10 protein-coding genes are annotated in these 16,140 nt (G+C 35.4%); 1 reads left to right on the top strand and 9 read right to left on the bottom strand.

Going from position 1 to position 16,140, the window contains the following annotated elements:
- Positions 1-35 precede the first annotated feature (35 nt).
- The 4 genes from H3T54_RS02650 to H3T54_RS02665 form a co-directional block, all read right to left on the bottom strand.
- Positions 36-1,778, bottom strand: coding sequence for a carbohydrate porin (locus H3T54_RS02650; RefSeq protein ID WP_198220779.1), 1,743 nt, complete (start codon positions 1,776-1,778; stop codon positions 36-38).
- A gap of 767 nt (positions 1,779-2,545) precedes the next feature.
- Entirely contained in the window at positions 2,546-6,025 is a 3,480-nt protein-coding gene (gene recB, locus H3T54_RS02655; protein WP_198220781.1) for an exodeoxyribonuclease V subunit beta, read from the bottom strand.
- The gene (gene sixA / locus H3T54_RS02660) at positions 6,004-6,447 is read right to left on the bottom strand and encodes a phosphohistidine phosphatase SixA (protein WP_198200636.1); all 444 of its coding nucleotides are present in this window, start codon (positions 6,445-6,447) and stop codon (positions 6,004-6,006) included. The genes recB and sixA overlap by 22 nt, the downstream gene beginning before the upstream one ends.
- A gap of 25 nt (positions 6,448-6,472) precedes the next feature.
- Positions 6,473-6,769, bottom strand: coding sequence for a YfcZ/YiiS family protein (locus tag H3T54_RS02665; protein ID WP_065651730.1), 297 nt, complete (start codon positions 6,767-6,769; stop codon positions 6,473-6,475).
- 151 nt (positions 6,770-6,920) lie between these two features.
- Here H3T54_RS02665 and H3T54_RS02670 point away from each other — a divergent pair, with 151 nt between their 5' ends.
- Positions 6,921-8,318 carry an MFS transporter gene (locus H3T54_RS02670; protein ID WP_198220783.1) on the top strand — a complete coding sequence of 466 codons (1,398 nt, stop codon included), beginning with the start codon at positions 6,921-6,923 and terminating at the stop codon, positions 8,316-8,318.
- A 50-nt stretch (positions 8,319-8,368) separates the two neighbouring features.
- Here H3T54_RS02670 and H3T54_RS02675 read toward each other — a convergent pair whose 3' ends face one another.
- The 5 genes from H3T54_RS02675 to H3T54_RS02695 all read right to left on the bottom strand — a co-directional run bounded on the left by H3T54_RS02675 (position 8,369) and on the right by H3T54_RS02695 (position 15,131).
- On the bottom strand, positions 8,369-10,135 hold the full coding sequence (locus H3T54_RS02675) for a DEAD/DEAH family ATP-dependent RNA helicase (protein WP_198200638.1): 1,767 nt from the start codon (positions 10,133-10,135) through the stop codon (positions 8,369-8,371).
- Positions 10,136-10,482: 347 nt separating this feature from the next.
- Positions 10,483-11,334 (bottom strand): lipoprotein NlpI, encoded by an 852-nt coding sequence (gene nlpI, locus H3T54_RS02680; protein WP_198220785.1) that lies wholly within the window; start codon positions 11,332-11,334, stop codon positions 10,483-10,485.
- Between the two features lie 24 nt (positions 11,335-11,358).
- Positions 11,359-13,473 carry a polyribonucleotide nucleotidyltransferase gene (pnp, locus tag H3T54_RS02685; RefSeq protein ID WP_198221135.1) on the bottom strand — a complete coding sequence of 705 codons (2,115 nt, stop codon included), beginning with the start codon at positions 13,471-13,473 and terminating at the stop codon, positions 11,359-11,361.
- Positions 13,474-13,790: 317 nt separating this feature from the next.
- Positions 13,791-14,060: a 30S ribosomal protein S15 gene (gene rpsO / locus H3T54_RS02690; protein ID WP_065578587.1), complete on the bottom strand. Its 270-nt coding sequence runs from the start codon at positions 14,058-14,060 to the stop codon at positions 13,791-13,793.
- A 147-nt stretch (positions 14,061-14,207) separates the two neighbouring features.
- Positions 14,208-15,131 (bottom strand): LysR family transcriptional regulator, encoded by a 924-nt coding sequence (locus tag H3T54_RS02695; RefSeq protein ID WP_065651727.1) that lies wholly within the window; start codon positions 15,129-15,131, stop codon positions 14,208-14,210.
- Between the last annotated feature and the right edge of the window lie 1,009 nt (positions 15,132-16,140).

Consider the following 16,140-nt stretch of genomic DNA (forward strand, 5'->3'; position numbering starts at 1 on the left):
GACATTAATATTATATTTCACCCTGACAAGATTATCTAAAACCAAACTTCGGTTTGCACACCAAAGCTAATTTGATTTTCTTTGCCATTAAAGTCAAATTTACTAATTTCATTTTGCATTGATTCTATATACGAAACATAAAAACGAATATCAGGTCTTGAAGTTAAAATGCTCTCACCCACTTTAAACGAATGGAAGAGTGTTGTTTTAAAACCTTCCTCAGTATAATTTTTACCTTTAACTTTATTTTTTTGTTTAAAGTAACCTAACTCGACACCACTTTGATTGTAAGTATCCCAAATATAAGCAGGTCTGATTGCCGATTTGAAACTAGTAAAATCGGTATGAGCTGAACTCAAATCATACGAATAGACATCGTTACCTGTTGTAAGTGCTAAAGCGTGAGCGACTATGACTTTATCAGCTAAATAAGCCTCACCTTCAGATACTAAACGATAAGCCTTACCGCCAGTATGTGTACCAATATAATCGTTATCAGAATTAGCTGCAAATTCAGGGTTATTAGTATTAATATTAGCTAATTGAGAAGCCACTGAATTAGTTGCAGTTTGTAAGGTTAATTGATTAAATCCACCAAAGAAATTATTTTGTCTTAGAACAAAACTACCTAACCAAGCATTTTTGACACTAACACTATCTTGGATTTTCGATTTATTTGGTGCCGAGTAACGGCCATTAATCGCCAAGGTTGCATCTTGCCATAAAGGAATATCTCGATAGCGAAACTCTACTTCGTTTAAATCAACTTCTTCACGCTTAGTGACTTCTTTTATTTCAGTTTTACCGTTCTCAACAACCTCGGTTTTTTTAGTTTGTTTGACATTAACGTCAGCTCTTACTAAAGCTAAATCAAGTTTACCAACGCCAACATCTAAACCTTCAATACCGATTCCCCCACCTGCAGGGGTTTTTTGCGTTTTCCAATCCAACATTTGAATTTCATTATATGGAAGTGAATGTTTACCTACCCATAAATTTGCATCAGGAAAACCAGGGATAAATCCTTTAGTCGATAAATAGATATCAGAAAACTGCATGATATTATCATCTTGGGTATTAAACAAACCAGCAGCCTTATTCGTAGCCACATTACCATCAATCATAACAATGGCATCAACCCTATGACCATCTTCATCATACACCTTTTGTTTGAATACCAAATCATACCAACCACCATACTCATTACCAAATCTACCTAGGGCTCCTTCAGCATAATTTTTTGGTTTGCCATTTTTTGAAGTAGACCAACCACCACGGAAATAACCATTAAATGAAAAACCAATTTCATCTTTGATAAAATCTTTAAACTCAGAAAGGGTATAGGCATTTTTAATTGTTTTAGTTGCTGTTGACTGGTCTTTACTACCGTTTGCTTTGGCGTCATTAATTAACACAATTTGATTATCGAGTGCGGGCTGATGTTGTGTAACAACTTTAGAATCGGCATTGTTTTGAACATTTGCTACAGCAACACTCTGTTTTTTCAATGCTTTCTGTTGATTATTAATTACAACCTGTTGTTGTTGAATATTTTTATTCAATTGTGCGAGTTGTTTATTCGATTCAATAACTTGTTTTTTTAAATCTATTGACTCTTGAGATAGTGCTAATAATTTTTGCTCTAACATTGATATTCTAGCCTCTAACTCATCTTGAGTAGTAGCAAAAGAGTTCGGTATATAGCACAAGCCAAGTAAAGTAATTAAAACAATTCGTTTAGGTTTTACTTTTAATACTGCTTTAGTTAAATATTTCATTTTTTTCTACTCATTATTTAATAGAGATTAAAGAAGTCTCAGAAAATTGAGACAAAAAAAAACCTAAAGCGTAGATTAATAATCTATGCTTTAGGTTTTGCCCGTTATACTGCTACGGTAGCAATCCAACGCTTATTAAATAAGCTTATTTACTATAACCAATAAACTTGATCATTTAACAAATAAATCTCTGGAATGTGACAATTGTCACATTAATATTTTACTCCTGTCAAAGTTCATTGTTTTTTATAACATTTTTAAATAAAATTTAATGTAATCGATTACAAAATGTTAGTAAAACTCTTTTTTAGTAAACGAATATTTATGCTTAGCAAGTAAAATCATAATATTAATTAACAATTGTTAAACGACGAACTATTGAAAAGACAATCTAATAATTTGATTATTGCTGAAATAATCAACAGACAAAAATAAAGATTATTTATCAGTATTTTCATCAAAAAAATGATCACTATAGAAAGCAGGAAGAACAATGAACAACAATATTAATTCGTGCATATAATTCTATCTACAAGTGATTTGTTTAGGCATGTAAAAATTCTCAGCAACCTGCTAGTAGCCTAATGATCATATTACAATAATTGAAAATAAGATTGCATTCGCAGTATTGCTGGTAACCAAACAAATGATAATAGTGAATAGGTAATGACTAAAAAATTATCATAATAAATAGATAGTTAACGATAAAACCAACACAATTTTGTTGTCCAGATATCGCAAAATCACAAGTAATTGTGCCTAGTTATTTAAGTTAAATCTTTCCCATCAAATAACTTATCAAGTTTCTCAATAAACTGTTGCTTTGGTCGATGATAAAAGATCCCTTGTTTAGGAAGTCCCCGTAAAAATAGATAATAAACACCACCAAAATGAGTTTCATATCGATAATCAGCTAGACGGCTTCGTAAAAATCGATGCAGGGCTAAGCAATAAATTTGATACTGAAGCTCATAACGATGCTCACACATAACTTGATTTAAGGCTGACTCGGTATAAGCCTCTACCCCGTCACCTAACCAATTTGATTTATAATCAACAATATAATATTTACCCTGATACTCAAACACTAAATCGATAAACCCTTTTAACATGCCTTGTACAGTTTCAAAATCTAATGAAGGACATTGTTTGGATAAATCATCATACTCTTTACATAAACTATCTAATTGCTTACTGGTCACTGCACTACGAATGGGAAAATAAAATTGTAATTCATTAATACATTGGCTATTTAAAACATCGGCTAATAACGGCCCATCTTGATCTTGTTTTTTATTTAGTTTCGTTGCTAAAACGTGTTGCAACCAATCACTTAGCACTGTTAACCAATGTGGTGGTAAACTCAATTTTTTAATCGTACTAGCGCACAAATCATCGGCATTAGTTGGCGTTAAATTTTCCATAATGGAATGCAATAATGTACCCACATATGCACCTTTTGGAAAATGATGGATATCATATTGCTCTTCAGTTGATAATGAATCGGCGGATTCAAAATTATTTTCACGCCAATCACTCATCATAGTTGAATTAAGGCCAACCAAATTATTATGCTTTTGTAATTCGGTATAACTGGTTACACGCCAACTATTAGATAATTTACGTTTAAATACATTGGCGGTAAGTGAAAGATTGGCGGCTAATTCAGGATTATACTGCTCACCTAAAATAGGTAATTGTAATTCAACCAAATTAGCAAATTTAGCAATTGAACGTAAGTCACCTTTTAATAAATAATCAATCGCTGATTGACTGTTTTTTAATGATGCTAACCCAACGCTACAATGAAAGATTGAACGTGTCATAGCAACATAAAGTAAACGTAAATCTTCGGCTAAACGTTCATCTTCAATCTGTTGTTTTATTTCATCGGTTAATAGCCAAGCATAAGTTGGTTGATAGTCATTATTTTTGTCATGATAAAACTGACTATCTGAATTTCGAAATTGAGCTGCAAATGGTAACCAAACAATAGGAAACTCTAAACCTTTAGATTTATGAATAGTAATAATTTTTACTAAATTTTCATCACTTTCTAATCGTTGCTCATGATTTTCTAAATTTGCATCAGGACTGACAATTTGTCTTGATAACCAACGAACCAAAGCATGTGGACTATCAAGTTCGTCGGCCGCTTCTTGCAATAGCTCGCCTAGATGCATCAAATTAGTTAAAGTACGTTCACCATTTGGGCTAGCTAATATATTTTCAGCTAACTGACGTTTTTTCATCATCCGGCGCAACATGACTAACACACCATAATATTGCCAGATAATCTGATACTGTTTAAACTCCTCTATCAAACCTTCCCATATATCTTGATCGTCGGTTATTTGCTCAAGATCAGTCATGGTTTGACCCAACAGTGTCGTCATTAAAGCTAAGCGTAGAGCCGATTCGTTTTCTGGCATAAGCACTGCTTGTAATAAACACAGGACCTCCTGTGCTTCTTTAGCCAGAAAGACACTACTCCGATTAGATAAATAAACGCTTTTAACTCCAACACTGGTTAACTTTTGTTGGATAATCTCAGCTTCGTATCCGGTACGGACTAAAATGGCAATATCAGCAGTTGTAATTGGTCGTTGACCATCTTTATCCTTCAATAAAATGGTCGGATCCATCAACCACGTCACAATCTGCTTAGCACAACAGTTAGCGATATGTTCTTGATAATCCGTTTTTGAGCTAACTTCATCAGGTAATAAGTATGCCGCTAAAGCATTAACCTCTTGATTATTGATAATTAAACCTTTTTGTTGATTACGTTCGGCACTTTCCATTGGTAAAAATGGAATATTTTCAAAAATAAACGGATTATCATGATGATTAAATAATGCATTAACCGCATTCACCATCGATGATGAAGAACGGTGGTTGACCTGCATAGTAAAATTATTTTCACCGGTTGAGGATTTTGCTTTTAGATATGTAAAAATATCCGCACCACGGAAGCTATAAATCGCTTGTTTAGGATCACCAATAAACAGTAAACCCGTCTCTTTCGGATAACGATTATAGATACGATCAAAAATTTTATACTGCACCGGATCAGTATCTTGAAATTCATCAATCAGCGCTACACAGTATTTTTTCGCAATACTCTCTGCTAATCGATTACCATTTCTAGCACGTAGAGCTCGGTTCAACTGGCTTAAGAGATCATCAAAGCTCATTTCACCACGTTTGATCTTCTGAATATAAATACGCTTTTGAATGACTTTAACGATATCCATTAGAACTTCGCCGCGTAAATCAATAGAACTATTACATAGCGCTTCAATACTCTCAAAAACGGCATGAGTCGGAGGATTTTTACCTTGCTTAGTTTTTTCAATTAAAATCGACTGACTAAATTTAGTTAACTCATTAGGCAGTTTAAATGAACGGATTGGCATCTGCGCCCAGGCAGTAACTTTGGCCAACCAATTAGGTAAATTACGGCTACTATAGGATTGTTTATTAACGCCTGATTGAGCAATTATTTCTGGCAGATCGGCAATTGAATCTAACCACTGTTTTTTGATCAGACTGATCTGCTGAAAATATTTTTGATAAAATTGCTGAATCTTGCCACTGATATCAATATGTTCTTCTTGCTGCTCATCAAATTCAAAATTTAAATAAGGTCTGATGTCGGATAGCAATCTTTCTGGATCCTGCCAATAGTCAAGAATCAGGTAGGCTAATGCTTTGTCGAGAGGAACAAAGTAGTGACGCCAAAAATCTTGCACAACTTGTAACTTTAGATCTTGTTCATCAGTTATCAATGTTTGTTCAAACAGTACACCTGATTCGAAAGCATGACTAGTCAATATACGTTGACAAAAACCATGAATCGTATAAATCGCCGCATCATCCATTGATTGTTGTGCTTGGGTTAATTTCTGTATTGCTTGGTTGCTATCATCAACTAAATCAATTAATTGTTGATAAATTGGATCATCATGATGACCTTGTAACAACCCTAATCGTAATTCTTGAATATTTTGCCTGATACGAGATCGCAGTTCTTGAGTAGCGGCTTTAGTAAAGGTCACCACTAAAATCTGATTAACATCAAGAGGTGTGGGATAACTGTTTTTACCAATCCCCAATAATAATCGCAGATAAATAAATGCGAGCGAATAGGTTTTACCCGTTCCTGCTGACGCTTCGATTAGCGTTCGACCAGTTAAAGGTAAATCAAATAAGTTAAGCTTTTTTATTCCACTACATGAAACCATTCTAGCTTTCCTGCCGTATTGGCGGATAAATCAACACAAGCAATAGCAGCTGTAGGAAACATTGGTGGTGAAACATCTGGACATAACTCATTAACCAAATAACCAACTAGAGGTAGATGCGAAACAATAATCACATTTTCGATACCACGATCGGGCAGTGTCATTAATAAATCAGCAATATGAGAAGGGCTACCACCAGGTACCAAAAGATTATCAGTTTCGAATTGAGAAACTCGGCAGTGAGAGGATAATTCAGTGAAAGTCTGTTGGGCTCTTAAATAAGGACTGACTAACCCTAAATCAAATTTAAAATTTTGTTGATTAAGCCATAGTCCAGCTTGACAGGCTTGTTTTAAACCATAATCAGTTAAAGTACGACTTGCATCAGATGAAGCAGCAAAACCTGCCTCACCATGTCTCATAATACAAACTTTCATAAATGAATAATTAACGTAATTTCAATTGGAAAATCATACATTCAGCGCCACAGCAGAAAGTAAATTTAGCTGTTAATTTATAGCCATTTTCAACTTTATCGATGCTGCTGTTAATTTCACAAGGCTCTGTTTCAACAGCTTTTGCAGCTTGAGTTAATGTAGCTAATTTGGCATTTGCTTCTGATTCAGATGTAAAAACATGCTCATATTCTGCACTACAATCTTCATTGTCTATAATTGTACCTACATCAACGCAACAACATGCAGGTGTTTCGTTAGCTTTACATTTATTTAAAGAATCTGTCATTGTGTACCTCTACCTCTGTTTTACCGATTAATATGGCATTAGTATACTCTTAATCACAATTAAGGGCAAAATGTTAAAAACCTTTACCACAACACAAATTTTTAGCGTATATTAAAGTTTTATTGTTATTTTTTTGAATTAATCAAACCACATGATGCAACAAAATAGTCACGTCCGAAAAATGGCGATTTTAGTCGCTGCGACGTTTTTCATGGAAAATCTAGACGCTACAGTGATCACCACGGCAATTCCAGCTATGGCAAAATCATTTTTAACCAATCCTCAAGATTTATCTATTGGGATTAGCGCCTATATGCTAGCACTTACAATTGGTTTACCTGCCAGTGGCTGGATCGCTAACCGTTTCACCGCCTATCGAGTCTTTTCGATTTCGATTATTTTATTTATGTTAGCATCAATATTGTGTGCCATATCGACTAATCTGACCATGTTTACCATCGCAAGATTAATTCAAGGTTTAGGTGGATCATTAATGGTGCCTGTAGGCAGAACGGTGGTATTAAGTCGAACGGAAAAACAACATTTAGTCAGCACTATTTCTATTTTAGTTTGGCCAGGCTTAATTGCGCCATTAATGGGGCCGATTATTGGTGGCTTCTTTGCTCAATATCTAACATGGCACTGGATATTTCTTCTTAATATTCCATTAGGTTTTATCGCCCTATTTTTCGCTCATCGATTATTACCCAAAGAATTACCTGAAAAACGTACATTTGACGGTGTTGGATTTATCACCTGTGGTTTAGGCCTTTTACTATTTGTTTATGGGCTTGAAATGATTTCTCATTCAAATGGTAGTCTCTGGGTAGGCGTAACACTATCTTTGGTCGGTAGCCTAATATTAATCTTTGCCTACTATCATTTAGCTCATACTCAACACCCATTAATTAGTCTATATGCCTTTTCTAAACGTACATTTAGAATGACCTTTTTTGGTGGTTCATTAATACGTATTGGCTTAAATAGTGCTCCGTTTATCTTACCGCTAATGTTTCAAGTCGGTTTTGGTTGGTCACCGTTAACTGCAGGTTCACTACTGCTATCATTATTTGCCGGCAATATCCTGCTTAAAACAGTAAACACACCTTTAATTCATAAGTTTGGATTCCGCAAAATTCTGATTATCAATGGGCTGTTATTATCTTCAAGTTTTGTGTTATGTGCGCTTTTCACGCCACAAACACCTATCATCTGGATTATATTAGTGCTATTCTTTTCCGGTGGTGCTCGTTCTATTCAATTTACTACCATCACCACGCTTAGTTTTTCAGAAATTGATAAAACAGAAATACAGAGCGCTAACATTTTATCTACCATTTTCCAGCAGCTAAATAACGTACTCGGCATTGTGTTAAGTGCTTTATTTCTATTTATTGCATCTAGCTATAATGGCCATAGCCAAACGGGTTTAATGGTGGAAGATTTTAGCTTAGCACTATTAATGGTAGCAGGAATGACCTTGTTAGCAATGATTGACTTTATTACCTTGCCAAAAAATGCAGGTAACAATCTAAAAGATAAGCAATAAAAAACCCCTGCTATTTGGCAGAGGTTCTTAAGAAGCAAACCTAAAAAATATTAGAACTTAGGTGCGCTAGGACGGCCACGTTTTTTCGCAAAACCTTTGTCATTAGATTCTGTTTTACTACTTTTACGTCCACGTTTAGCTTCAGATGGCTTACCTGCTACCAAGCTCATTTTCATTGGTTGATTAAGTACTCTAACCCGTTCAAAATGCTTAAGAATATCTTTCGGCATGCCTTTTGGTAACTCAACGGTTGAATAAGTTTCATAAAGTTTGATATTACCAATATAGCGACTACTAATATCGGCTTCATTAGCAATTGCACCAACAATATGACGCACTTCAACACCGTTTTCTTTACCAATTTCGATACGATACATATCCATTTCACCCACATCTCGGCGTTCACGACGTTTTGGTGATTCACGATTATCGCCACGTAAGCGACGTTCACCATTTCGATTATCACGATCACGAAATTCTCTTGATGGTTTAAATACTGGATCTGGCGGTAGAATCAACGGACGATCACTCTGAGCTAATCTCAATAATGCTGTTGCAATCGTTTCAAGATCTGCGCCACTATCTGCTTGGATTTGCTCTAATAACGCTTGATATTGATCTAAATCGGCACTTTCTAATTGTTGCTGAATTTTCTGAGTAAATTTCGCTAAACGACGTTTTTCAAGCAACTCTTTAGATGGTAATGCTACTTCAGGAATCGGCTTTTTAATTGTTTGTTCAATATTCTTAAGTAAACGGCGTTCACGACTATCAACAAATAAAATTGCTCGTCCTGCACGACCAGCACGACCAGTTCGCCCAATACGGTGAACATAAGATTCTGAATCAAGAGTGATATCATAGTTAATAACTAAACTGATACGCTCAACATCTAAACCTCGAGCAGCCACATCAGTTGCAATTAGGATATCTAATCGGCCATTACGTAAACGATCAAGCGTTTGCTCACGAAGTTGCTGAGTCATATCACCATTCAGAGCAGCACAACTATAACCATTTTTTTCTAATACTTCGGCGACATCTAATGTTGCTGTTTTGGTACGAACAAAAATAATTGCTGCATCAAAATCCTCAGCTTCTAAAAAGCGTACAATTGCTTCGTTTTTACGCATACCGCGTACTAACCAATAGCTTTGATCAATATCAGGTGCAGTTTGATTAGTACCTTTAATTTGTACTTCTTTCGGGTTATGCATAAAACGTTTAGTAATACGACGAATTGGTGCCGGCATTGTTGCTGAAAATAGTGCTGTTTGATGATCTTCTGGGATCGTAGCCATAATACTTTCAACATCATCAATAAAGCCCATTCTTAACATTTCGTCGGCTTCATCTAAAACTAAACCTTTAAGGTTTGAAAGATCTAATGTTTTACGATTTAAATGATCTAACAATCGACCTGGAGTACCCACTACAATTTGTGGACCTTGTTTTAATGCACGTAATTGCACGTCATAACGTTGACCACCATACAGTGGTAAAACTTTTACTCCTTTCACATATTTTGCATATTCAGCACAGGCATCAGCAACTTGAATTGCCAATTCACGAGTTGGTGCTAAAACCAATAATTGTGGTGCTTTTAAATTAGCATCAATATTCATCAAAAAAGGAATGGAAAAAGCAGCTGTTTTACCACTACCAGTTTGTGCCATACCCAACACATCGTTCCCTTGTAAAAGTAAAGGAATACATTCTGCTTGGATTGGCGATGGTTTAGTAAAACCAAGATCATTTAATGCGTTAAGGATTTCCTCAGATAAACCAAGGTCAATAAAAGATATTTCTGTTGTCATGTAAACTCGCTTGCAAATTGGATATATAGGCTTAATTTTAAGTTAGCAACAAACCTGATAATTACTAATCAAGATAATTTATGAGGATTACAATATTGCTCATAAAATATTACATTACCTAAATAAAACACTATATAAATTTATGCCAGCTCACTAAATTGAAAATTTACAACTCACCCCAATAACTAACTGCCAATAATCAACAATCAAACATGCATAACTGTTGCTTAAATAATTACTTTATTTAATACAAAAGATAGATAGCATAAAAATAATTGAGAATATTATGGGCAAATCAGAACTACGCTATAACAATATTTTCACTTTTAAAACTGGCATGACCCTTGTTACTTTTCTTCAAGTAACTTAATTTCGTAGAGTGCCTGTTGATGTTCAACAAAGTTATAAATATTATTAGCTAAAGCATATTTAAATAATATTTTGGCACGCTCATTGTTACCTTTACCTAGGTAATATTTACCTAAATAAAAGTACGCTTCACATAGGCGTTCGGCTAATTGCCGGTCATTTTCAACACCTTGTTGAAGGTTTTGCATTAATTTAGATTCACTAATATTACCTAAATAAAATGCAATGATATCACCACCATAACTCATTTTATCGTTTAGTTTATCGTAACGATTTTGCAACTGAGCTAGGGCAGCTTGTTTATCTATTTCTTTTTCAATCAAATAAAGCCATAAAACACGAATAGGTTCGTTGACATCATATTGATAGAATTTTTGTGCATCAAGCTGTGCAGCTTGATAATGTCCTGTACGATATAAAGTAATTGCACGATTCAAATAAGCAAAAGCATAAGATGGATCTATTTCTAGTGTAGTATTAAATGCCATCATAGCATTATCGAAATCACCATCTCTTAGTGCATAAGTACCAAGAAAATTATAAACATCAGGTATTTCAGGATTAAAACTTAAAAGGTGATTAAAATCACTTTGTGCAAATGCTTTAAAACCTAATGAATCGTAAACAATTCCTCGTTCGAAAATCAGCTGCATTCGAGAAACAGTATCAAGATCTCGTCTTGATAACTGTTGACTTATTTCAGCTATTTTCAATTCATCATCATACGAAACTTGCTCAGGAACAGCAAGTAAAGGTAGAGAATAAGAACAACCTGACAAGATAATGACTGCAAAAATACAGCACAACATTCTCAGGTTGAATAATCTCATATTAAGCTCCTAGTGGATCAGATTTTATTCAGCAGTTGGCGTAACTTCTGGTGTAGACTCAACTGCATCTTTCATACTTAAACGAATTCGACCTTGGCGATCAATTTCTAGTACTTTAACATTCACTTCTTGACCTACTTTTAAGTAGTCAGCAACTTTTTCCACTCGATGATCAGCGATTTGTGAAACGTGAACAAGTCCTTCTTTTCCACCAATAACTGAAACGAAAGCACCAAAATCAACAATTCGAGTGACTTTACCGGTATAAATTTTACCAATTTCAACATCAGCAACTAAATTATTGATACGTGCAATTGCATCTTGTGCTTTATTACCATCAGATGCCGCAATTTTCACTGTACCATCATCAGTTATTTCAATGGTAGTACCGGTTTCTTCAGTTAATGCACGAATCGTTGCACCACCTTTACCAATGATATCACGGATTTTATCTGGATTAACATTCATCGTATAGATACGAGGAGCAAATTCAGATATCTCTTGACGAGGTTTATTAATCGCTTGTTCCATTACCCCTAAAATATGCAAACGTGCCCCTTTAGCTTGGTTTAATGCAACTTGCATAATTTCTTTAGTGATACCTTCAATTTTGATATCCATTTGTAGTGCACTTACACCTTCACGGGTACCAGCTACTTTAAAGTCCATATCACCAAGATGGTCTTCATCACCTAAAATATCAGATAATACTACAAAATTATCACCTTCTTTAACAAGGCCCATTGCAATACCAGCAACAGAAGACTTAATTGGAACACCAGCATCCATTAATGCCAATGATGCGCCACAAACTGAAGCCATTGAAGAAGATCCATTAGATTCAGTAATTTCAGAAACTACACGTACAGTATATGGAAATTCTTCTTTGCTTGGCATTACCGCAGCAACACCACGTTTTGCTAAACGACCATGACCAATTTCACGACGTTTTGGTGAACCAACCATACCTGTTTCACCAACTGAATATGGAGGGAAGTTATAATGTAAAAGGAAACGTTCGGTATATTCACCAGTTAACTCATCAATGATCTGTGCATCACGTTCAGTACCTAAAGTTGCGGTAACTAATGCTTGCGTTTCGCCACGAGTAAATAATGCGCTACCATGAGTTCTTGGTAATACATTGGTACGAATATCCAGAGCACGAATCATATCTTTTTCACGACCATCGATACGTGGTTCACCAGCAATAACACGTTGACGAACGATTTGGCTTTCTAAATCAACAATAATGTTGATAACTTCGTTTTCGTCAAGCTCTTCATCTTTTTCTTTAAGTGCAGCTAACACTTCTTCTTTAATTAAATCGATTTGCGCATAACGAGCTTGTTTTTCAGTAATACGATAGGCTTCACCTAAACGATCTTTAGCTAATTCAGAAACCGCATTAAATAGCTCTTCATTTTTAGCTGGTGCAACCCAATCCCATTTTTCACAATTCGCTTTAGCAACAAATTCATTGATATTATCAATTACAACTTGTTGTTGATCATGCCCAAATACCACTGCCGCTAACATTTGGTCTTCAGTTAATAAATCAGCTTCTGATTCAACCATTAATACAGCACTTTTGGTACCTGCTACAACTAAATCTAAACGACTAGTTGCTAATTCTTTTACTGATGGATTTAACACAAATTCATCATTAATAAAGCCTACACGAGCAGCACCAATTGGGCCATGGAAAGGAACGCCAGATAAACAAAGTGCAGCTGATGCACCAATCATAGCAACTAAATCAGGGCTTACTTCAGGATTCACTGATACCACTGTTGCAATGATTTGAATTTCATTGACAAAACCTTCAGGAAATAATGGACGAAGTGGACGGTCGATTAAACGGGCAATTAATGTTTCGCCTTCACTTGGGCGACCTTCGCGTTTGAAAAAGCCACCAGGAATACGACCAGCAGCATAAGTACGTTCTTGATAGTTAACGGTTAAAGGGAAAAAGTCTTGTCCTTCTTTAACTTTTTTATTAGCAACTACAGTGACAAATACCGCAGTATCGTCCATGTTAACCATAACTGCAGCAGTTGCTTGACGCGCCATAATACCCGTTTCTAAAGTAACAGTATGGCGACCATATTGGAATTTTTGATATGTCGGATTAAACAAAATAATGTCCTCTTGTAATAAATCACGTTGAAGTTTGATATTTCGACAGGAAGCAGCATGACGCTGGAACATATTGATACACACTTCAACTATGTGTGGGATACTAAACAAAAGATTATTTCACTGTCACGACTAATGACAAATCTATAAACTATAGAGCTCTCATTAGTCGCGCGAAACATGAGATATAATCTTTTATTTTATTAATTTCTATCTTCAAAGCATTTATTTAGCTTTTCGGACTCTGCATTATATCAAAGCCTTGAATTTTCACAACGAAAAAAGAGGCCTAAGCCTCTTTTCAAGTAGATAAATAATTAGCGACGTAAACCTAGTCTTTGAATTAATTGGCTATAACGTTCAAAGTCTTTACGACGTAAATAATCTAATAATTTACGACGGCTAGACACCATGCGTAATAAACCACGGCGGCTATGGTGATCTTTTTTATGCTCAGAAAAATGACCTTGTAAGTCATTAATGCGTGCAGTTAAAAGAGCAACTTGAACTTCAGTTGAACCAGTGTCGTTAGTACCACGACCATATTCAGCAACGATTTTCGCTTTAGCTTCTACAGTTAGAGACATAATAAACCTCTTAAAATAAATATAAAAAATGGAATGACCGATCTCTAATTCAGACATCCCTCGGCATCCATATAATAAATATATGAATCGTGCGCAATTATACTGGAATTTACTGAAATAGCAATTTGATTTATTAATCGCAAACGCTTATTTAAGCTTAAAACCATACTCTTCTTGAATAAGCTTTTTCAACGCTTCGATATAATTTTGTGCCGATAAACTTAGCTGTGCTTTTTGTGATGTTATCCAACCAATTAATATCTTTTCTTCGACATCTAAAGGGATAGATAGAATGTCTGAACCATTTAAATCAGTACTGAGCACACCAGTACTAATTGTATAGCCATTTAATCCATGCAATAAATTAAATAACGTTGCCCTATCACTGACATGAATACTCTTTTTATGATACACAGTACTTAAAATCTCTTCGGAAAAATAAAAAGAGTTATATTCGCCTTGTTCAAATGAAAGATAGGGAAAATCCTCTAAATCATCTAACGTTAAAGATTTCATGGCCGCCAAAGGATGATTGGTACTGATAAATACATGTGGATCAGCCTCAAATAGTGGATTAAAAGTTAAACGATGTTCTTTAAGCAAGCGTAAAATAACTTTTTGATTAAAATCAGTTAGATACAAAATACCTACTTCACTACGTAAATTAGCAACATCAGTTATAATATCGTAAGTGCGAGTTTCACGTAGGGTAAACTCATATTCATCAGTATGATTCTTTTTGATTAAATTAACAAAAGCGTTTACCGCAAATGCATAATGTTGGGTTGAAATGCTACACAGTTGTTTGGAAGGTACTTTTTTGGCATAGTGCTGTTCTAGTAGCTGAGCTTGATCTAAAACCTGTTTTGCATAACCTAAAAATTCAACTCCATCAGTCGATAATGAAACTCCTTTAGATGTCCGTACAAAAATTTCAATACCAAATTCAGCTTCCAACTCCTTCACTGCAGTTGATAAACTTGGTTGAGTAATATACAAATTTTTAGCAGCCTCATTGATTGAGCCTGAGCGGGCAATTTCTAAAATGTAACGTAACTGTTGAAGCTTCATAATATCGTTAGTAATTAAAACCAATATTAATTCAGAATATAAACTACTATAAACATTGTCTGGAATAATGTACAGCAAAAGGCAAATAGCTGTTTTTGCGCAACCTAATACCGTAGAATTGTTTTTTTAGAAGATTTTAGGCTTTAAAAACCCCGCTCCTCAAATTTTTTTATTCGGTGAGTTTCGGACGTTTTGTTGTTTGGTGGCTAGTTTTATGTGGTGATTACGTCCGAGCAAAGAGGGTTCACGCGAACCCTCTTTACCAACTCCCGCGGCGACTACGCAAGTGGTCACGATGTGACTGCCTTCCGCCATCGTTCGCCCTTAACGCACCGGCTGTGATTTGTTTCTGACAAACAACAGCCTTGTCAAACATCCCTGTTTGTCATGCTAATCTCACTCAGTTGTCAGCACATTGCTGATGTCGCTAAATGAGAAGCACTAAACTAATTGATAAAAATAAACTTTTATTATTGACCCTAGCTGATGTTATAGCTGGTTTTAGTGATTTATCGGATGGATTTTACTCTTAAAAAACCCCGCTCCTCAAATTTTTTTATTCGGTGAGTTTCGGACGTTTTGTTGTTTAATAGCTAGTTCTATACGGAGATTACGTCCGAGTAAAGAGGGTTTACGCGAACCCTCTTTACCAACTCCCGCGGCGACTACGCAAGTGGTCACGATGTGACTGCCTTCCGCCATCGTTCGCTCTTAACGCACCGGCTGTGATTTGTTTCTGACAAACAACAGCCTTGTCAAACTTCCCTGTTTGCCATGCTAACCTCACTCAGTTATCAGCACATTGCTGATGTCGCTAAATGAGAAGCACTAAACTGATTGATAAAAAAACTTTTATTATTGGCCCTAGCTGATGTTATAGCTGGTTTTAGTGATTTATCGGATAGATTTTAGGCTTTAAAAACCCCACTCCTCAAATTTTTTTATTCGGTGGATTTCGGACGTTTTTTTATTTGGTAGCTAGTTCTATACGACGATTACGTCCGAGCAA

This window comes from Gilliamella sp. B14384G10 (assembly GCF_016101685.1).
In the GTDB taxonomy this organism is placed as follows: domain Bacteria; phylum Pseudomonadota; class Gammaproteobacteria; order Enterobacterales; family Orbaceae; genus Gilliamella; species Gilliamella apis_A.

Coding starts and splice junctions, on each gene's coding strand:
- H3T54_RS02695 (WP_065651727.1), bottom strand. CDS start 15,131: ATGAAGCTTCAACAGTTACGTTACATTTTAGAAATTGCCCGCTCAGGC.
- recB (WP_198220781.1), bottom strand. CDS start 6,025: ATGGTTTCATGTAGTGGAATAAAAAAGCTTAACTTATTTGATTTACCT.
- sixA (WP_198200636.1), bottom strand. CDS start 6,447: ATGAGACATGGTGAGGCAGGTTTTGCTGCTTCATCTGATGCAAGTCGT.
- H3T54_RS02665 (WP_065651730.1), bottom strand. CDS start 6,769: ATGACAGATTCTTTAAATAAATGTAAAGCTAACGAAACACCTGCATGT.
- nlpI (WP_198220785.1), bottom strand. CDS start 11,334: ATGAGATTATTCAACCTGAGAATGTTGTGCTGTATTTTTGCAGTCATT.
- rpsO (WP_065578587.1), bottom strand. CDS start 14,060: ATGTCTCTAACTGTAGAAGCTAAAGCGAAAATCGTTGCTGAATATGGT.
- H3T54_RS02650 (WP_198220779.1), bottom strand. CDS start 1,778: ATGAAATATTTAACTAAAGCAGTATTAAAAGTAAAACCTAAACGAATT.
- H3T54_RS02675 (WP_198200638.1), bottom strand. CDS start 10,135: ATGACAACAGAAATATCTTTTATTGACCTTGGTTTATCTGAGGAAATC.
- H3T54_RS02670 (WP_198220783.1), top strand. CDS start 6,921: ATGATGCAACAAAATAGTCACGTCCGAAAAATGGCGATTTTAGTCGCT.